The organism is Tardiphaga sp. OK246 (genome assembly GCF_900188215.1).
GTDB classification, from domain to species: domain Bacteria; phylum Pseudomonadota; class Alphaproteobacteria; order Rhizobiales; family Xanthobacteraceae; genus Tardiphaga; species Tardiphaga robiniae.
The window spans coordinates 135368-155363 of sequence record NZ_FZOX01000001.1; the positions used below are offsets into that span (position 1 = coordinate 135368).

Consider the following 19996-nt stretch of genomic DNA (forward strand, 5'->3'; position numbering starts at 1 on the left):
AAGTTCAGGACGACGCCGGCCGGACGTGATCGGTCAGCGCATGCGTCGCCGCCATGGGCGATCCGGGCAGAAATAGCTGAACCGGACGGATTTCATAGACCGCAGTCGGATTGACGCGGCGCAGATCGCGCGCGGTTGCGACGGCGTCCTCACGGGTCGCACAATCGACGACATAGAAGCCGAGCAACTGCTCCTTGGTCTCGGCAAAAGGACCGTCGATGATCACGCCAGCGCCGGGTCCGCGCAAGGTGAATGCACCCTTGGTACCTCCGAGACGCGCAGCCGGCCCCATCCGGCCGTCGGCCGTCAGCTTCTCGTGAAGCTCATGAAGATTGGCCATCACTGCAGTGTCTTCGTCGGCGGTCCAGGACACGACGACGTCTTCGACGTGATAGGCCAGAATTGCATAGAGCATAGGTTTACCTCGGTGTAATGATGGCGCCGCCCCAAGGACGTTTCGGCAGTCCCGACCCCGACATTCCTCTCGAAACTTTACGATGCCTCGCAAATTGACGCATCCACCGCAACCAACTCGACGATATTGCCGTCCGGATCGGTGACGTAAATGGAGCGCCAGCCGATCCATCGGTGTTCGTAGGTGTTCGGCTTGAAACCCGCCTTCGTCAGGGCATCGAGAGCAGGCTGATAGTCCGATAACGCAATCTCTAGCGCAAGGTGATGCAGAGTGGGTGCCCGCAAATCGGGAGCGGACCATTTCGTGTCGTCACGATTGGACGGCTGATCGGCCCTGAAAAGGCCGATAATACGGTGATGGCCTTCAAAGCCATCCTCCACCTTGAGAAACACGATCCGATCGTCGAAGGCGCGCAGCGGAGTGAGGCCAAGGACATCTCGATAGAAACTGACCGCGCGCGGCATATCGCTGACACGCAGAACAACTTCGCCAAGGCCACGCGGTGTTACCAGAGGCGCCATCATCCCCTCCCATTGTCGCGGCGCTCGCTAAGCTCGCTGCGCCTAGGCTGCTGCTCTCTGCAATTGAAATACATCCGCCAACAGATCATAGGACCGCTTCCGCGCCTCATGATCATACATCGCGGTAATGACCATCAACTCATCGGCCTGGCATTCGCTGACGAGCGGCTGCAGCTTTTCCATGACTGTCGACGGGCTGCCGACGAACAGTCGCGAACGGTTGCGTGCGACCTTCATCTTCTCGCTGTCGCTATAGGGATAGGCCAGCGCCTCCTCTACGCTTGGCAGCGGCGCATATTCGCCGCGGTCGCGGCGCAGGCGATTGAGATCGGCTGACGACGCCAGCCGCTCGGCCTCGGTATCCGTCTCCGCACAAATCACTGCGACCGCGAGAATCGCATGCGGTGCTTGCCGCCAGCTGGAGGACTTGAAGCGCGCGCGGTAGTGCACCATCGCGTCGGCGGCGTCGTGGGATGCAAAATGGTGGGCGAAAGCGAAACCCATGCCGACCTGCGCAGCGAGATCCGAACTGTAGTCGCTGGAGCCGAGCAGCCAGAGCGGCGGCAGCGGCACGTCATTCGGCATCGCCACGACGTTGTTATAGGGATGACCTTCCGGGAATTGCCGCGTCTCCCACAGTACAAGCTCGCTCAGTCGCTCGAGGAAATCATCGCCTTCGCGGCCGGCAAGACGGTTGCGCAGCGCGTAGGCCGTCGCACCATCGGTGCCCGGCGCACGGCCGAGACCGAGATCGATCCGGCCGGGAAACAGCGCCTCCAGCATCTTGAAGCGCTCGGCCACCATCAGCGGCGCATGGTTCGGCAGCATCACGCCGCCAGACCCGACGCGGATATGCTGCGTTACCGCGGCGATCTGCCCGATCATGATCTCCGGTGCGGGGCTCGCCACCGAAGCGAGGTTGTGGTGCTCGGCCAGCCAGTAGCGGACATAGCCGAGGCGATCGGCATGTTTGGCCAGATCGATGCTGTTGCGGAGCGCGCCCGCGGGCGGCGTGCCTGACGTGACGACCGAGAGGTCGAGAATGGACAATGGGATCATGGCGCCAAGCTAGTGCCTGCGCCGGAGAGGGCAAAGAGCGTTTTGGGCCACCGACGCCTCCCCCAAACGCCGACCGCAGCAAGGGCCGCCTCTCGTGGGATGAATTCTGATATAAGAATAATTACACGACATTTGCCCACATACATCGTCTATAGATCGAAGTGGCTACATTGGCTATTTACAGCCATATTCTGGTAGTTTTGCGAGAAACTGGCGCTGCCCACTTGTATTCTAACGAGGAAAATTACGCGAGATATCTGCCCTTAGTTGGGCCAATTCCCACCCTAAAACCGCTCCAGATGGGCTATTTCAGTCACCGACCATAGCCTATCTTTGTGCAGTGCAGCCAAAGTCCCCAGGGCTTGGCGCCAGAGACAACCGGTACCGCTTCATGCGGTGGAGTTCGACGCGATGACCGAGATCAACCCGGCCACCCCCACCAAGCTTCCCAATATCTCCTTCGAGTTCTTCCCGCCGAAGACCGAGGAGATGGACCGCACCCTGTGGGACACCATTGAGCGCCTGGCGCCGCTGAACCCGTCCTTCGTGTCGGTGACCTATGGCGCCGGTGGGTCGACGCGCGAGCGCACCCACGCCACCATCGTCCGTCTGCTCAAGGAGACCGCCCTCACCCCGGCGGCGCATCTGACCTGCGTCGGCGCGCCGAAAAGCGAAATCGACGATGTCGTAACCCGCTATCATGAGGCCGGCGTTCGCCACATCGTGGCCCTGCGCGGCGATCCGACCACGGGCATCGGTACGGAATATATACCGCACCCCGACGGTTACAAGACCTCCGCCGATCTGGTCGCCAGCATCCGCAACCGCTATCCCGATATCGACGTCACCGTCTCCGCCTATCCGGAGAAGCATCCCGAGAGCGCCGACTTCGATGCTGACATCGATACACTAAAGGCGAAAGTCGATGCCGGCGCGACTCGCGCCATCACCCAGGTGTTCTTCGATAACGACCTGTATTTCCGCTACCTCGACAAGGTCCGCGCCCGCGGCATCGATATCCCGGTGCTGCCCGGCATCATGCCGATGCATAATTTCAAGCAGGCGAGAGCCTTCGTCACCCGTGCTGGCACCACAGTGCCCGACTGGCTCACCGCCAAGTTCGACGGCCTCGATAACGATGCCGAGACACGCAAACTGGTAGCCACCACCGTGGCCGCTGGCCAGGTGCAGAAGCTCGCCAAGCAGGGCGTCTCCGATTTCCATTTCTACACGATGAACCGCGCCGATCTCGTTTTCGCCATTAGTCACCTGTTGGGCTTCCGGCCGAACGGCGCGCAGAAAGCTGCCTGATCTCATGTCCGTACCCGTTTCGCCGAAGCGTACCGAACTGCTTGCCGCCGCTGCCGAGCGCATTCTCGTGCTCGACGGTGCCATGGGCACTATGATCCAGGGTCTGCAATTCGACGAGGCCGCATTCCGCGGTGAGCGCTACAAGAATTTCCACCGCGACCTCCGCGGCAATAACGACCTGTTGATCCTGACCCAGGCCGACGCCATCGAGGACATCCACGCGCAATATCTGCGCGCCGGTGCCGACATCGTCGCCACCAACACCTTCTCCTCGACCTCGATCGCGCAGGCCGATTACGACCTGCAGGACATCGCCTATGAGATGAGCCGCGAAGGCGCGCGGCTCGCCAAGAACGCTGCCATTACCGTCGCTGCCGAGGACGGCAAGCCACGCTTCGTCGCCGGCGCCATCGGCCCGACCAACCGCACCGCCTCGATCTCACCGGATGTCGCCAATCCCGGCTATCGTGCGGTGACCTTCGACGATCTGCGCATCGCCTATAGCGAGCAGATCAACGGTTTGCTTGACGGCGGCGCCGACCTCCTGCTGGTCGAAACCATCTTCGACACGCTGAACGCCAAGGCGGCGCTCTATGCCATTGCCGAAATCTGCGAGGCGCGCGGCATCGACGTGCCCGTGATGATCTCCGGAACCATCACCGACAAGTCAGGTCGCCTGTTGTCAGGCCAGATGCCGGAAGCGTTCTGGAATTCGGTGAAGCACGCGAGGCCAGCCACCATTGGCTTCAATTGCGCCCTCGGCGCCGAAGACCTGCGCGCGCATATCGCCGATATCGGCCGCGTCGCCGATACCCTCGTATGCGCCTATCCGAATGCCGGCCTGCCCAACGAATTCGGCCAGTATGACGAGAGCCCGGAATTCATGGCGGGGCTGATCGGCGAGTTCGCTGCCAGCGGCCTCGTCAATGTGGTCGGCGGCTGCTGCGGCACCACGCCGGATCATATCGCGGCCATCGCCAAGGCCGTCGCGCCGCACAAGCCGCGCGTCGTGCCGGAGATCGCACCGCTCCTGCGCCTGTCAGGTCTGGAGCCGTTCGAACTGACCTCGGCGATTCCCTTCGTCAATGTCGGCGAGCGCACCAACGTCACTGGCTCGGCTAAATTCCGCAAGCTGATCACCGCCGGCGACTACACCGCCGCGCTGCAGGTGGCGCGCGACCAGGTCGAGAACGGCGCGCAGGTCATCGACGTCAATATGGACGAAGGCCTGCTGGATTCCGAAGCCGCGATGGTCGAGTTCCTCCATCTGGTCGCCTCCGAGCCGGACATCGCCCGCGTGCCGGTGATGGTCGACTCGTCGAAATTCAATGTCATCGAAGCCGGCCTGAAATGCGTTCAGGGCAAGCCGATCGTCAATTCGATCTCGATGAAGGAAGGCGTGGAGAAGTTCATCCATGAGGCCAAGATCGCGCAGCGCCATGGCGCCGCCGTGGTCGTCATGGCCTTCGACGAGGTCGGCCAGGCCGACACATTCGCGCGCAAGACCGAGATCTGCAAACGCGCTTACGACATTCTGGTAGGTGAGCTGAACTTCCCGCCGGAAGACATCATCTTCGATCCGAACATCTTCGCCATCGCGACCGGCCTCGAAGAGCACAACAATTACGGCGTCGACTTCATCGAGGCGACGCGCTGGATCCGGCAGAACCTGCCGCATGCGCATATCTCCGGCGGCGTCTCCAACCTCTCCTTCTCGTTCCGCGGCAACGAGCCGGTTCGCGAAGCGATGCATTCGGTGTTCCTGTATCACGCCATCAAGGCGGGCATGGATATGGGCATCGTCAATGCCGGCCAGATGATCGTCTATGACGACATCGATCCCGAACTGCGCCAGGTCTGCGAGGACGTCATTCTCAACCGCGATCCCGGCGCCTCCGAACGGCTGCTCGAACTCGCCGAGAAATTCCGCGGCCAGACCAAGCAGGCCAAGGAACAGGATCTCACCTGGCGCGAATGGCCGGTGGAGAAGCGGCTGAGCCACGCGCTGGTGCACGGCATCACCCAATATATCGACGAGGACACCGAAGCTGCACGCCTGACCGTGGCGCGTCCGCTGCACGTCATCGAGGGCCCGCTGATGGCCGGCATGAATATCGTCGGCGACCTGTTCGGCGACGGAAAGATGTTCCTGCCGCAGGTGGTGAAGTCGGCCCGCGTGATGAAGCAGGCGGTGGCCTACCTGATGCCGTTCATGGAGCAGGAGAAGGCCGACAATCTCGCCGCAGGGATCACCGGCGATGGCCGCAAGAATGCCGGCAAGATCGTGCTCGCCACGGTGAAGGGCGATGTCCACGACATCGGCAAGAACATTGTCGGCATCGTGCTCCAGTGCAACAATTTCGAGGTCATCGATCTCGGCGTCATGGTGCCGGCATCGAAGATCATCGACACCGCCAAGGCCGAAGGCGCCGACATTATCGGCCTGTCCGGCCTGATCACGCCGTCGCTCGATGAGATGACGTTCCTGGCCGGCGAGATGGAACGGCAGGGTCTGAAGATGCCGCTGCTGATCGGCGGCGCGACGACCAGCCGTGTGCATACCGCGGTGAAGATCGATCCGAACTACCGCGCCGGCGCCGTGGTGCATGTCAACGATGCCAGCCGCGCCGTGGGCGTTGCCTCGTCGCTGCTGTCGCCTGAGAAGAGCGTCGCCTATGCGGCCGAGGTGCGCGCCGATTATGCGAAGATTTCTGCCGCGCATTTCCGTGCGCAGCAGGACAAGAAGCGCCTCTCGCTCATCGCAGCGCGCGCCAACGCGCATGTCGCGGACTTCAGCAAGACGGTGCGCAAGCCGACCTTCCTGGGCATCCGGACTTTCAGCGATTATTCGCTCGAAGAGCTTGCTGCCTATATCGACTGGACGCCGTTCTTCCAGACCTGGGAACTGTCCGGCCGTTTCCCCGGCATCCTCACCGATAGCGTGGTCGGCGAAGTCGCGACGTCGCTCTATGCCGATGCGCAGAAGATGCTCAAGCAGATCGTCGAGGAGAAGTGGTTCACGGCGAGGGCAACCATCGGCTTCTGGCCCGCCAACGCCGTGGGCGACGACATCCGCCTCTATGCGGATGACACCCGCTCAACCGAGATTGCTACGCTCTACACGTTGCGCCAGCAGCTCGAGAAGCGCGAGGGCCGCTTCAACGCAGCGCTCTCCGACTTCATCGCGCCGAAGACCTCGAATGTGCCGGATTATATCGGCGGCTTCGTCGTCACCGCGGGCATCGGCGAGGATATTATCGCCGATCGCTTCAAGAACGCCAATGACGACTACTCGTCGATCCTGTGCAAGGCACTGGCCGACCGTCTCGCCGAAGCCTTTGCAGAACGCATGCATGAGCGCGTGCGCAAGGAGTTCTGGGCCTATACGCCGGACGAGAACATCTCGACCGACGACCTGATCCTGGAGAAGTATCAGGGCATCCGCCCTGCTCCCGGCTATCCCGCACAGCCCGATCACACCGAGAAGGCGACGATCTTCAAATTGCTCGATGCGGAGAACACTGCGGGCGTAACACTCACCGAAAGCTACGCCATGTGGCCGGGCTCGTCGGTGTCCGGGCTCTATTTCAGCCATCCCGAGAGCTATTATTTCGGCGTCGGCAAGATCGAGCGCGATCAGGTCGAGGAATATGCCGCGCGCAAGAACATGAGCGTGGCCGAGGTGGAACGTTGGCTGGCGCCGGTGCTGAACTACATTCCGGGTGCCGAGCCTGCGCCGGTCGCCGTACCCGCGCCTGCCAATGACGAACTCGCGACCCATCCGCCGGGATGTAACTGCGCGGTGCATCTGATGTATCGCGGCAAGAAGGTCGGAGCGAAGTAGCGCTTTGCAAGTCGCAGGATGCGCTTGTCAAACAGCCAAGCTCTCGCATTCTCGCGGCGCTTGCGCGTCCGAGGTATGAGCAGTGCCCCTCGAAACATGAGGGGTGGCGGCGCGCCGTGAGGCGCAAAGGGTGGTTTTATCGCGATCCGCTCCACCGGAACGCCGGCAAGCTGCAACCGCGCAACGCCTCACGGCGCGCCACCGCGGCGATTTCTGTCCCCGGGACCGTTCTTCCGGGCAAAGGCGCAGAGCTCCGCACTCCGCTGATCCCGACGGTTTCCCGCCGTTCACCAATGCCACGTCCAGCCAGCATGAGTGGCAGACCCCCGTAGTGGGGTCGGACGGTGACCCAGGGCCTCCCAAGTGCGCAGGGTACGTCACCCCACACCCGCAGGCGCCGCATCCCTGTTCCACCTCAAGACGCCTCTAGAAGCGCCCCTCGCGAACGGAATAAAAGGCATATAGGCCCATATAGGATTTTCGTCAATATGGCGCGAGGGATTATTTTCTCTCTACCACCGCCGCGACGAATTCCGGTCCCGGCAAAGTTATCGTTTCAATCCCGTGGCGACGGAACGATCAGGAAGGCCGCAGCTTGTCGTATGCGCAATATTTGCGTTTGGAGGGTTGAAATGAAACGTACCATGATCGCGACGGCAGCCGCGGCACTCCTGGGTCTGGGCCTGATGCTTCCAGCGAACGCCATGCCGGTCGGTGGGCTTGCACCTGCGAGCACCGCCAGCGACATCATCCAGATTCGTGGCCATGGCGGCGGACATCATGGCATGCACCGCGGCGGGCGTGGACATCATTACGGCTGGGGCCGCGGGCGCGGCCATCATTATGGCTGGTCGCGCGGACGGCATCGCGGCTGGCGCTAGAATCTGACATGACCATCATAGGAGCCGCCGCACAGGCGGCTCTTTCTGTTTGGTGAGCAAGCTTTCAATCTTTCCCCGGATCGCTCGCCAATACCCCCTTCACTGCCTGCGCCCAGCCCTTCAGTTTTCGTGTCCGTGTGGCTTCGCTCATGGCCGGCTTGAAGCGGTGTTCGAGCCGCCAGTTGTCGGCGAATTTGGCAGGCTCCGGAAATACGCCGGCCGTGAGACCGGCGAGATAGGCAGCACCCAGCGCGGTGGTTTCCTGGATCATCGGGCGATCGACTGGTGCATTCAGGAGATCGGCGAGACGCTGCATGGTCCAGTCCGATGCGGTCATGCCGCCATCGACGCGCAGCACGACAGTCGCAGCGGAGACATCGGGCCAGTCAGCACGCATCGCCGCATAGAGATCCCTCGTCTGATAGCAGACGCTTTCCAGCGCGGCATGGGCGAGTTCGGCCGGGCCGGTGTTGCGCGTCAGTCCGAACAGCGCTCCGCGCACATCGGGATTCCAGTAAGGCGCGCCGAGGCCGACAAAGGCCGGGACCAGATAGACCGATTGCGAAGAATCGTTCTGATCAGCGAGCGGCCCGCTTTCGGCCGCGCTCTTGATGATGCCGAGCCCGTCACGCAGCCACTGCACGGCGGAGCCGGCAACGAAGATCGAACCTTCCAGCGCATAGGTGCGCACGCCGTTGAGTTGATACGCCACGGTTGTGAGCAGCTTGTTCTTCGATTGCACCGGCGTCGTGCCGGTGTTGAGCAGCGCAAAACAGCCGGTGCCATAAGTCGACTTGATCATGCCCGGCGCGAAACAGGCCTGCCCGATGGTTGCAGCCTGCTGATCCCCGGCAATGCCGCCGATGATGATCGTGCCACCGAACAGATCGGTGCTGCCGAAATCCGACGAAGAGTCCTGCACCCTGGGCAGCATCGCCTTGGGCACGCGCAGCAGCTTCAGCAGCTCATCGTCCCATTCACCGGTGTGGATGTTGAACAACTGCGTGCGCGAGGCATTGGTGGCGTCGGTGGCGTGCACCCTGCCCGCCGTGAGCCGCCACAGCAGATAGCAATCGACGGTGCCGAACAGCAATTCGCCGCGCTCGGCGCGGTCGCGCGCGCCGGGGACATGATCGAGAATCCACGCCACTTTGGTGCCGGAGAAATACGGGTCGATGATCAGACCTGTCTTTTGCGTGATCAACGGCTCATGGCCGTCGGCCTTCATCTGGGCGCAGATCTCCGCGGTGCGGCGGTCCTGCCAGACGATGGCGCGGTGCACGGCCTGCCCGGTGACGCGATCCCACACCACCACGGTCTCGCGCTGATTGGTGATGCCGATCGCGGCAATATCCTTCGCGGTAACGTCGGCCTTCTTCATCGCCTCGCGGCAAACGGCCAGCGTCGAGGTCCAGATATCCTCCGGCTCATGCTCGACCCAGCCGGAGGCCGGGAAATGCTGCGGGAATTCCTGCTGCGCGGAGGCCGCGATCGAGATGTCGGCGCGAAAGATCATCGCGCGCGAGGATGTGGTGCCCTGATCGATGGCCATCACGAAAGACATGACGTTTCTTCCCGAAAGATTGTGGTCGCGTTGTGTTGGGAGGCGCAGGCAACCGGATTAGCGCGGGCGCGTCAAGCGGCAGCGCCGGCGGTCAGGTCGCCGAGTCGATCATCATGACCAGAGCAGACGCGACCATCGCCAGTTCGCGCGGCAGCGTCTCGCGGGCCCGGCGCACCATGCCCTCGCCGAGCCGGCCGAAGAAACGCGCCCAGCGCTGCGCGCGCCAATACAGCGAATTCTCGACAGTGACTGAGCGCAGCTTGAACGCCTTGCCGGTGGCCCAGGCGTCGCATTCCAGTTTCAGAGGATCGGCGTAATATTGCGCGATCTTGTCGGCGCCCATGCCATCGGTCGCGAGCCAGTTCGGGATGTGTACGCTGCAAAGCTGCGCGACATCGGTGAACACCTTGTCGGTGCCGGTGCCGCTGCCCGGGCACGGCGAGGCAAAGGCATCGCCAACCAGCACGACACCGGGCTGGACCACATTGTCGCTCTCATAGAGATCAATCGGGCGGATCCTGATATCGCCGGATATCTTGTAGTCGCCGATCAGCGCACGCAGTTTCGGCAGGCAGGCGTCAAGCGCCGCCTCGGGCGTCCGGCGCATCTGGCGAATCCAGGGATCGTCGGTCTCGCGATAGACGAACAGGTTGCCGCGCATGGTCTTGCCAATGGGAAACAGCGTGACATAGGCGGTGCGATGAACCGTCGTTTCGGCAAAGTAGGTCAGCGCCGGAAAGGCAAAACGTTCACGGCCGACGGGCGCGATATCGAAACCCACCGAGATCGAATGATTGGCCGAGATGACCGGGCGGCCGATATTGAGCTGATTGCGCAGGCTGACGCTGGCGCCGTTGGCGAGCACAACGAGACGCGCGGAAATCTCCTCGCCATTGGACAGGCCGATGGTCTGACGGTCATCCGATGTGGCGATCGACGTCGCCTTGGCGTGAATGGTCTCGACAGATGACGGGATCTGGCCACGCACGGTATTGACCAGCGTGTCGTAGAGAAAGCCGTGCTGCTGGCTGGGGCGCTTGTCGATCGCGCGGCCGAAACGCGCGATCCAGATCTCGTCGTCATGGGTGGCGGCGCCGAGCACCGCATCGACGAGGCCTGTCTTGCGGAGCCGCTCGAGCTGGACGCCGCCGCTGATCTTCTCGCAGCGGAGTTCGGGGGGATGGACCTGATGCGGTTCGATCAGGATCGCAGACACACCGGCGCGACCGAGCATCGCCGCAGCCGTCGACCCGGCGAGGCCCCCACCAATGATCGCGATATCCGTCTGCCGCACGGGAACTCTCCAGCTGCGGCTATCCGTGCGCCCGAAGTGTTAAAAAACGGGAAAGGATTGAGGCAGGCGGCAAGTGGCTACCGCCGGAGGTTTATTTCGCGGGATTTCTTACCCTCCCCTGCAGGGGGAGGGTCGACGATCATCGCGCCAGCGCGGTGAGAGGCGGGGTGGGGTGAAGCTGCGGGCGACAGCGTCTGTGGCTTCACCCCACCCCGACGAACGCTACGCGTTCATCGACCCTCCCCTTCAGGGGAGGGTAAGGACGTCACACCGATGCGGTCGTCACGCCGCCGTCGATGACGATGGTCTGGCCGGTCATGAAGGTGGAGGAATCCGAGCCGAGATAGGCGACGGCACCGGCGATCTCGTGGGGCTCGCCGATCCGGCGCAGCGGCGTGGTCGCGGTGCGGCGCTTGAGATTGGCCTCGTCTTCCCACAGCGCTTTCGCGAAGTCGGTCTTCACCAGTCCAGGCGCGATGCAATTGACGCGCACGCCCTTCGGTCCCCATTCGCCGGCGAGGCTGCGACACAGGGAGAAGTCGGCAGCTTTGGAGATGCCGTAGGCGCCAATCACCGTGGACCCGCGCAGACCGCCGATGGATGAGATGATGACGACAGAGCCCTTGCCGCGCTCGGCCATTGCCGGGATCGCCTTGGCGCAGAGCCAGATGTTGCTCTTGACGTTGGAGCCCATGATCTTGTCGAAGGCTTCGTCCGCAATATCGAGCAGCGGCCCGTAATAGGGATTCACCGCGGCGTTGCAGACCAGAATATCGATCGGGCCGTAATGCTTCACCGTGCCGTCGATTAAAGCTTCGACTTCATCGCGGCGCGAGATGTTGCAGGGAATGACATGGGCATCGCCGCCATTGGCCTTGATGCCATCGACCACGGCCTGACAGGCATCGGCCTTGCGGCTGGAGACGACAACCTTGGCACCGAGGCTGGCGAGCAATTCCGCGGAGGCCTTGCCGATGCCGCGGCTGGACCCGGTGATGACGGCGACCTTGCCGGTGAGATCGAAGGGGTTTTTCACGGGCGGTCTCCTTGATGTTGATTGATTTTAGCGATGGCGCATTCCTTCTCCCCGCATGCGGGGAGAAGGTGGCTCGAATGCGCGTAGCGCGTCGGATGAGGGGGACTCTCCACGACTTCATGAGCGCGTGGAGAGTCCCCCTCACCCGGATTGCTTCGCAATCCGACCTCTCCCCGCAAGCGGGGAGAGGTTAAGAGCAGAGTTACTCCGTGATCCCGCCCGCCTGCGCGACGCGGCGCAGGTGATAATCGGCATCGCCGAACTGCTGCTCGATCATGGTCAGCCGCTTGAAGTAGTGGCCGATCTTGTACTCCATGGTCACGCCGACGCCGCCATGCAGCTGCACGCCGCCCTGGCCGACGAAGCGCGCGGAGCGGCCGATCTGCACCTTGGCAGCGGCGACCGTCTTGGTGCGTTCGTCGAGATCGGTGAAGCTCGACGCCATCGAGGCCAGGAACGACATGCTGCGCGCGGTCTCCAGCGCGGTGAACATGTCGGCCGCACGGTGCTGCAGCGCCTGGAACGAGCCGATGGCGACGCCGAACTGCTTGCGCTCCTTGATGTATTCGACGGAGATCTTCAGCGCTTCTTCCATCGCGCCGACCGCTTCGGCGCACAGTGCGATGCGCGCGTCATCGACGACCTGATTGACGATCGACAAGCCATCCTCGGCATTGCCAATCGCAGCATCTGCGCCGACCTCGACATTGTTCAGCTTGATATCGGCGGCGCGGCTGCCGTCCTGCGTCTCATAGCCCTTGATGTCGACGCCCTTGGCATTGGCGGGCACCAGGAACACGCCAACGCCCTTGGCATCGCGCTGGCCACCGGCGGTGCGCGCGGTGACGATCAGCGTATCGGCGGTGTCGCCATGACCGACGACGAACTTCTCGCCGGACAACGTGTAGCCCGAACCGCTCTTCTTGGCCGACGTCTTGATGTCCCCGAGGTCATAGCGTGAATCACGCTCGACCTGTGCGAAAGCCATGGTCTTGGAGCCGTCGATGATCCCGGGCAGATGCGCAGCACGCTGCTCCGCCGAGGCGCGGCGCAGGAAGCCGCCGCCGAGCACCACCGTGTCGAGATAGGGCTCGACCACGAGATTGCGGCCCAGCGCTTCCATCACGATCATGGTCTCGATCGGACCGGCACCGAAGCCGCCGTCGTCTTCCGAGAACGGCAGACCGAGCAAGCCCTGTTCGGCGAACTTGCCCCAGACATCGCGGCTCCAGCCGCCCTTCTCGGCGCGATACTTCTTGCGGGCCTCGAATTCGTAGGACGATTTCAGCAGGCCGTCGACGCTGTCCTTGAGGAGGCGTTGCTCCTCCGACAAATCAAAATCCATGGTCTTTCTCTCTCGGATCGCGCGTAACGCGCGTGTGAATGTGTTTAAGCTCCCTAACCTCTCGCCGCTTGCGGGGAGAGGTCGAGGGCGAGCGAAGCGGAGCCTTCGGATGAGGGGGACTAACCGCGGGCACCGAGCCGGCGGAGGCTCCCCCTCATCCGGTCCGAATGCGCTACGCGCAATCGGACCACCTTCTCCCCGCAAGCGGGGAGAAGGAAGACATCACAGCCCCAGCACCGCTTTCGCGATGATGTTGCGCTGAATCTCGTTGGAGCCGCCATAGATCGACACCTTGCGGTAGTTGAAATAGGTCGGCGCGATCGGCGAGGCCCAGTCACCCTCTTCGTTCTGCCCCTCGCCTTCCGGCATGAACGGCAGTGCGAACGGCCCGGTGACTTCGAGCAGCAGCTCGGTGAGCGTCTGCTGGATTTCCGAACCCTTGATCTTGAGGATCGACGAGGCCGGATCCGGCTTGCCCTTGCCGTGCTTGCCTTCGGCCGCGACGACGCGCATCTGCGTCAGTTCGAGCGCCTTGAGCTCGATCTCGGTCGCAGCCAGCTTCTGGCGGAACTGCGGATCCTCGATCAGCGGCTTGTCACCGGACATCACGCTGGACGCCAGCTCCTTGATGCGGCGGATGCGCTCCTTCGACATGCCGACGCGCGCGATGTTGACGCGCTCGTTACCGAGCAGGAATTTCGCGTAGTCCCAGCCCTTGTTCTCTTCACCAACCAAATTCTCGGCCGGCACCACGACCTCATCGAAGAACACTTCGTTGACTTCGACGCCGCCATCGATGGTCTGGATCGGGCGGACGGTGATGCCCTTCGACTTCATGTCGATGAGGATGAAGGAGATGCCCGACTGCTTCTTCGCATCGGGGTCGGTACGACAAAGGCAGAAGATCCAGTCGGCATGTTGCGCGAGCGTGGTCCAGGTCTTCTGGCCGTTGACGATATAGGTATCGCCCTTCTTCTTCGCCGTGGTCTTCAGCGAGGCGAGGTCCGAACCCGAGCCCGGCTCCGAGAAGCCCTGGCACCACCAGTCGTCCATATTCGCAATGCGCGGCAGGAAGTGCTTCTTCTGCTGCTCATTGCCAAAAGTGTAGATGACTGGGCCGACCATGTTGACGCCGAACGGTAGCGGCGGCGGCGCCGGGGTCTTCTGTAGCTCTTCGAGGAAGATGTACTGCTTCGCCGCGCTCCAGCCGGTGCCGCCATATTCCTGCGGCCAATGCGGGACGGCCCAGCCCTTCTTGTTGAGCGTGCGCTGCCAGTTCACCAGGTCGTCCTTGCTGGTGTGGTGACCTTCCTGCAGTTTCTTGCGCACCGCCGGGTCGAGGCTTTCGCGGAAAAAGGTGCGCACCTCGTCGCGGAATGCTGTTTCTTCTTTGCTGAAGCTCAGATCCATCGGATCCTCCTTGTGAGCAGATGTGTAATTACTGAACGATTTCGAGCAGGCCGGCGGAGCCCATGCCGCCGCCGACGCACATGGTGACGACGGCATATTTCGCCTTGCGGCGGCGGCCTTCGATCAGTGCGTGACCAGCGAGACGTGCGCCCGACATGCCATAGGGATGGCCGACCGAGATCGCGCCGCCATTAACGTTGAGCTTCTCCGGATCGATGCCGAGCTTGTCGCGGCAGTACAGAACCTGCACGGCGAAGGCTTCATTGAGTTCCCAGAGATCGATGTCCTCGATCTTGAGGCCATGACGCTTCAAGAGGCGCGGCACGGCGAACACCGGACCGATGCCCATTTCATCCGGCTCGCAGCCGGCCGAAACGAAGCCGCGGAAGATGCCGAGCGGCTTGAGGCCCTTCTGTGCGGCGAGCTTGTCGCTCATGATCACGGTGGCGCTGGCGCCGTCCGAGAGCTGCGAGGCATTGCCGGCAGTGATGGTGAAACCGTCGCCGCGCACAGCCTTCAGGCCGGCGAGACCTTCCGCGGTGGTTTCCGGACGCGGACCTTCATCCTTGGACAGCGTGATATCCTTGAACGAGACTTCGCCGGTCGCCTTGTCGACGACGCCCATCCTGGTCGCGATTGGCGCCAGTTCGTCGTTGAACTTGCCGCCCTGCTGCGCAGCCGCGGTGCGGCGCTGGCTCTCCAGCGAATACTCGTCCTGGCGCTCGCGCGAGATGTTGTAGCGCTTGGCCACCGTCTCGGCAGTGTCGAGCATCGGCATATAGACGTCGCCCTTGATCTTCATCAGTTCGGGATCGACGGTGTGGAACTTGTTGGCATGCTCGTTCTGCACCAGCGAGATCGACTCGCCGCCGCCACCGACCGCGATCTCGACGCCGTCGAAGATCACCGAACGCGCAGCCAGTGCAATCGCCTGCAGGCCCGAAGCGCACTGACGATCGATGGTGGTGCCGCCAACCGTGACCGGCAGACCGGCGCGGAGCAGCGCCTTGCGGGCGATATTGCCGCCGGTCGCGCCCTGCTGCAGGGCTGCGCCCATCACGACGTCCTCAACTTCCTTGGGATCGATGCCGGCGCGCTTGACGGCATGCTCGATCGCATGGCCGAGCAGCGTCGCGCCTTCGGTGGCGTTCAATGCGCCGCGAAAGGCCTTGCCGATCGGCGTACGGGCGGTGGAAACGATAACGGCTTCGGTCATGGGCGGGGTCCTCCAGAGGCGGTTTGTTGTTGCGAGGTCGTTTCTTGGTTCATGATGGGCGTGGGTTGCAGGCCACGCAAGGCGTGACGCGAGAGTTTTCCGACCGCAGTGCGCGGCAAATCGTCGACGAAATCCAGGGCGGCCGGTAGTTCATGCTTGCCGAGCTTGCCGGTGAGAAACGCGCGCAGCTCGTCGATGGTGAACGGCGCCGCGCCATTGCGCAGCCTGATAAAGGCCTTAGCCGCTTCACCGCGATATTGATCGACGACGCCGATCACGATCACTTCCTGTACGGAGGGATGTTCGTAAATCGCCTGCTCGATCATCTGCGGATAGACGTTGAAACCGCCGGAGATGATCATGTCCTTCTTGCGATCGACCAGATAGAAGAATCCGTCTTCATCCATGTAGCCAATATCGCCGGTCAGGAAGCGATCGCCGACGAATGACTCGGCACTCTCCTGCGCGCGGTTCCAGTAGCCTTTGGTGACGTTCGGCCCCTTGATGCGGATTTCGCCGGTTTCGTTGACGCCGAGCACCCTGGTCGGGTCATCGAGTGACACCACGTCAATCTCGATCCCTGGCAGCATCAGGCCGATCGAGCCCGGCTTGTCGAGACCGCCGGGCGGATGGCTGGTGCCGGGCGAGCAGGTTTCGGTCATGCCCCAGCCGCTCTTCAGCGACAGGCCAGTCTTGCGCTCGAACAGACGCGCCACTTCATCGGGCAACGGCGCGCCGCCAGAGGCCGCCGACACCAGCGACGACAGATCGCGGGTCTCCAGCGACGGATCGGCCGCGATGGCGATCCACATGGTGGGCACGCCGGGAAAGACGGTGGCTTTCTTTTTCTCGATATCGTCGAGCACGCGGCTGACATCGAAGCGCTGGTGCAGCGAGATGGTGTCTCCGAGGCTGATGCGGCTCAGCAGGATCACGGTCAGTGCATAGATATGAAACAGCGGCAGCACACAGATGACGCGCTCGATCCTATTGCGCCCGGCGCGTGCCGGCGCGCCCCATAGATTGTAGATCGAGACCGCCGAGGTGAGATTGCCGTGGCTCAGCATCGCGCCCTTGGGCAGGCCGGTGGTGCCGCCGGTATATTGCAGCAGCGCGACGTCATCGGCCGAAATCTCCGGCCACTGCGCCGGCGGCGTGGCGCCCGCGGTGAAATTGCGGAAAGTGACAATCGCGGGATTTTCCGGCAGCGGCAGCTGCGGATTGTTCACAGCGCCCCAGTCATTGTCTTCACAGACGATCAGCCTGTCGAGCAGCCCCTTGTCGAGAAACTTCAGCGCCATCGGCAGCAACGCCGCAAGGTTGCTCGTCACCAGCACGCGCGCGCCGGAATCCTTGAGCTTGTGCGACAGCGCGATCTCGCCATCGAGCGGCGACAGATGCACGAGCCGCGCGCCTGCCTTGAGACCACCGAAGAAATGCACCGGATGATCCGGCGTATTGCCGAGGAAGATGCCGATGGAGGAGCCTTTGCCATAGCCGGCGCGCATCAGCGCGGCGGCGACGACATCGACGCGCGCCTGCAGATCATTGAACGAGATCGGCTGATCCCGAAATTCGATGGCGGTGCGGTCACCATGTTTTGCAATGGAGTCGGCAAGCAGACCCGGCAGCGACCCACGCGCAATCGGCGCGTCCCAGGTGACGCCCGGTGGGTAGTGCTGTTCGCCGGGATGGGTCATGGCGTGGCCTGCTTACATAAGGAGCGCACGGCGCCAATGTTCCCTCCACCCTTGCGGGGGAGGGTCAGGGAGGGGGGTAAGCCACAAGTGACGTCGCCCGGGGACCCGCGCCCCCGGCCCCTCCCCGCAAGGGGGAGGGGAGCACATCGTGCTCGCGTCACCACAACTAGCCCTTCGCCAGTGACGCAAACGTCTTGCCTTCATCCGCCAGCTTCTTCAGCAGCGCGGCCGGCTCCAGCGACGGATCGTTGGTCTGCTTGGCGTAGAACTGCAGGCGCTCGACGATCTGCTTGAGGCCGACCTGATCGGCATAGAACATCGGGCCGCCGCGATAGATCGGCCAGCCATAGCCATAGAGCCAGATCACATCGATATCGCTCGGACGCGAGGCGACCTTCTCCTCGAGGATGCGGGCACCCTCGTTGATCATCGGATACATCATGCGTTCCAGGATCTCCTGATCGCTGACGGCGCGGCGCGTCAGGCCCAGGCTCCGGCAGGTATCGTCGATGAGCTTCTCGACGTCCGGATCCGGCACCGGCGCGCGGGAGCCGGCTTCATACTTGTAATAGCCCTTGCCGGTCTTCTGACCGAAGCGGCCGGCTTCGCAGAGCGCATCGGCGATCGGCGAGGTGATGCCGCGATCCTTGCGCGAGCGCCAGCCGATATCGAGGCCGGCGAGATCGCCCATGGCGAACGGACCCATCGGCATGCCGAACTTGGTGACGACGGCATCGACCTGCTGTGGCAGCGCGCCTTCGAACAGCAACTTCTCGGACTGCTTGGAGCGGGCCGCGAGCATGCGGTTGCCGACGAAGCCGTCGGAGACGCCGACCACGGCCGGCACCTTGGCGATCTTGCGGGCGACAGCGACGGCGGTGACGAGCGCATCCGGCGCGGTCTTATCGGCGCGAACGATTTCGCACAGCTTCATGACGTTGGCCGGCGAGAAGAAGTGCATGCCGAGCACATCCTGCGGACGCTTGGTGACGGCCGCGATCTCGTCGATGTTGAGGTACGACGTGTTGCTGGCGAGGATGGCGCCCGGCTTGGCATAGGCATCCAGCGCGGTGAACACTTCCTTCTTGATCGCCATGGTCTCGAACACGGCTTCGATCACCAGATCGACATCCTTGACGTTTTCGAGGCCAACGACGCCGTTGATCAACGCCATACGCTTGGCCGGCGCATCGGCAGGAATGCCGCCGCGTGCTGCAGTGGCTTCATAGTTCTTCTGCATGATGCCGAGGCCGCGCTTGAGCTGCTCCTCGCCGGTCTCGATCAGCGTGACGGGAATACCGGCATTGGCGAAGGACATCGCAATACCGCCGCCCATGGTGCCGGCGCCGATGATGGCGACGCGCTCGACCGGACGCGGCTTGACGCCTTCCGGCACGTTCTGGACCTTGGCAGCTTCTCGTTCTGAGAAGAACGCGTAACGCTGCGCCTTCGACTGGTCGTCGGCGACCAGCTTGAGGAACATCTCGCGCTCCTTCTTGAGCGCCTCGTCGAACGGCACGTCGAGCGTCCAGCTCACGGCTTCGGCGCAGGCCAGCGGCGCATTCATGCCGCGGTTCTTCTTGTTGGCGGCTGCGGCGGCGTTGGTGAAGATGGTGCGATCGGCGCGAGCGGCGGCAAGCTTGGAATCGTCGTTGCGCAGCAGGCGCAGCGGACGCTTCTCGGCGATCACCTTGCGCGCAAAAGCTTCCGCGCCCGAGGCCGGACCTTCAACGATCTCTTCGATCAGACCGTTCTTCAAGGCTTCAGATGCGCTGATCGGATCACCGGTGACGACCATCTTGACGCCGAGTTCCGGGCCGACTGCGCGCGGCAGGCGCTGTGTGCCGCCGGCACCCGGCAGCAGGCCGAGCTTCACCTCAGGCAGGCCGAGCTTGGCTTCTTTTGTCGCCACGCGGAAATGACAGCCGAGCGTGAGCTCGAGGCCGCCGCCGAGCGCGGTGCCATGGATCGCGGCGATCACCGGCTTGGAACAATTCTCGATTTCCGCAATGACTTCGCTCAATCCGGGCGACTGCGGCGGCTTGCCGAATTCGGTGATGTCGGCGCCGGCAACGAAGGTACGGCCTGCGCATGCGATGACGATCGCCTTCACGGCAGGATCGGCAGCGGCCGTTTTGACGTTCTCAAAAATGCCGCGGCGAACCGCCGCACTCAGCGCATTTACAGGGGGAGAGTTGATCGTGACGATGGCGACTTCATCATGACGTTCAAGCTTTACGACATCGCTCACGGCATTCTCCTTGGCTACGTTTACCGGTCTGATTTTCTTAGTTTCGCACTGCGAAATTTAATTCCACATCTTGACACGGAGGGTTATTTTGAAGAGCGTCCCTTGTCAACGAGGGCCGTGGTGCAATCGTATGAAACTGACAAAACCAA

14 protein-coding genes are annotated in these 19996 nt (G+C 62.8%); 3 read left to right on the forward strand and 11 right to left on the reverse strand.

Features of this window, described 5'->3' with window-relative positions; translation table 11 throughout:
- Positions 1–4 precede the first annotated feature (4 nt).
- The 3 genes from CHC01_RS00655 to CHC01_RS00665 all read right to left on the reverse strand — a co-directional run bounded on the left by CHC01_RS00655 (position 5) and on the right by CHC01_RS00665 (position 1995).
- Positions 5–415 (reverse strand): YciI family protein, encoded by a 411-nt coding sequence (locus tag CHC01_RS00655; protein ID WP_089261564.1) that lies wholly within the window; start codon positions 413–415, stop codon positions 5–7.
- Positions 416–492: 77 nt separating this feature from the next.
- Complete coding sequence (locus tag CHC01_RS00660) at positions 493–939, reverse strand: VOC family protein (protein WP_089261566.1); 447 nt, start codon at positions 937–939, stop codon at positions 493–495.
- 39 nt (positions 940–978) lie between these two features.
- Positions 979–1995, reverse strand: a complete 1017-nt coding sequence (locus tag CHC01_RS00665) for an LLM class flavin-dependent oxidoreductase (protein WP_089261568.1) — start codon at positions 1993–1995, stop codon at positions 979–981.
- A 411-nt stretch (positions 1996–2406) separates the two neighbouring features.
- On the opposite strand from CHC01_RS00665, the gene metF reads away from it, so the two are divergent.
- The 3 genes from metF (at position 2407) to CHC01_RS00680 (ending at position 8031) form a co-directional block, all read left to right on the forward strand.
- A complete protein-coding gene (metF, locus tag CHC01_RS00670; RefSeq protein ID WP_089261570.1) occupies positions 2407–3306 on the forward strand; it encodes a methylenetetrahydrofolate reductase [NAD(P)H] in 900 nt (299 codons plus the stop codon).
- A gap of 4 nt (positions 3307–3310) precedes the next feature.
- Positions 3311–7150 (forward strand): methionine synthase, encoded by a 3840-nt coding sequence (gene metH, locus CHC01_RS00675; protein ID WP_089261572.1) that lies wholly within the window; start codon positions 3311–3313, stop codon positions 7148–7150.
- A 632-nt stretch (positions 7151–7782) separates the two neighbouring features.
- Positions 7783–8031 carry a hypothetical protein gene (locus CHC01_RS00680; protein WP_089261574.1) on the forward strand — a complete coding sequence of 83 codons (249 nt, stop codon included), beginning with the start codon at positions 7783–7785 and terminating at the stop codon, positions 8029–8031.
- 64 nt (positions 8032–8095) lie between these two features.
- Here CHC01_RS00680 and glpK read toward each other — a convergent pair whose 3' ends face one another.
- From glpK to CHC01_RS00725, 8 genes are all read right to left on the reverse strand, one after another.
- Positions 8096–9595, reverse strand: a complete 1500-nt coding sequence (gene glpK / locus CHC01_RS00685; protein WP_089261576.1) for a glycerol kinase GlpK — start codon at positions 9593–9595, stop codon at positions 8096–8098.
- Between the two features lie 91 nt (positions 9596–9686).
- Complete coding sequence (locus tag CHC01_RS00690; protein ID WP_089261578.1) at positions 9687–10889, reverse strand: FAD-dependent oxidoreductase; 1203 nt, start codon at positions 10887–10889, stop codon at positions 9687–9689.
- Positions 10890–11154: 265 nt separating this feature from the next.
- A complete protein-coding gene (locus CHC01_RS00695) occupies positions 11155–11925 on the reverse strand; it encodes an SDR family NAD(P)-dependent oxidoreductase (RefSeq protein ID WP_089261580.1) in 771 nt (256 codons plus the stop codon).
- A 202-nt stretch (positions 11926–12127) separates the two neighbouring features.
- Positions 12128–13270, reverse strand: a complete 1143-nt coding sequence (gene pimD / locus CHC01_RS00705) for a pimeloyl-CoA dehydrogenase small subunit (protein ID WP_089261584.1) — start codon at positions 13268–13270, stop codon at positions 12128–12130.
- Positions 13271–13492: 222 nt separating this feature from the next.
- Positions 13493–14680 carry a pimeloyl-CoA dehydrogenase large subunit gene (pimC, locus tag CHC01_RS00710; protein ID WP_089261586.1) on the reverse strand — a complete coding sequence of 396 codons (1188 nt, stop codon included), beginning with the start codon at positions 14678–14680 and terminating at the stop codon, positions 13493–13495.
- A 28-nt stretch (positions 14681–14708) separates the two neighbouring features.
- Positions 14709–15896, reverse strand: coding sequence for an acetyl-CoA C-acyltransferase (locus CHC01_RS00715; RefSeq protein ID WP_089261588.1), 1188 nt, complete (start codon positions 15894–15896; stop codon positions 14709–14711).
- The gene (gene pimA, locus CHC01_RS00720) at positions 15893–17596 is read right to left on the reverse strand and encodes a dicarboxylate--CoA ligase PimA (RefSeq protein WP_089261590.1); all 1704 of its coding nucleotides are present in this window, start codon (positions 17594–17596) and stop codon (positions 15893–15895) included. Before pimA ends, CHC01_RS00715 begins: the two co-directional genes overlap by 4 nt.
- A gap of 166 nt (positions 17597–17762) precedes the next feature.
- Positions 17763–19847: a 3-hydroxyacyl-CoA dehydrogenase NAD-binding domain-containing protein gene (locus tag CHC01_RS00725; RefSeq protein WP_089261592.1), complete on the reverse strand. Its 2085-nt coding sequence runs from the start codon at positions 19845–19847 to the stop codon at positions 17763–17765.
- Positions 19848–19996: the final 149 nt, after the last annotated feature.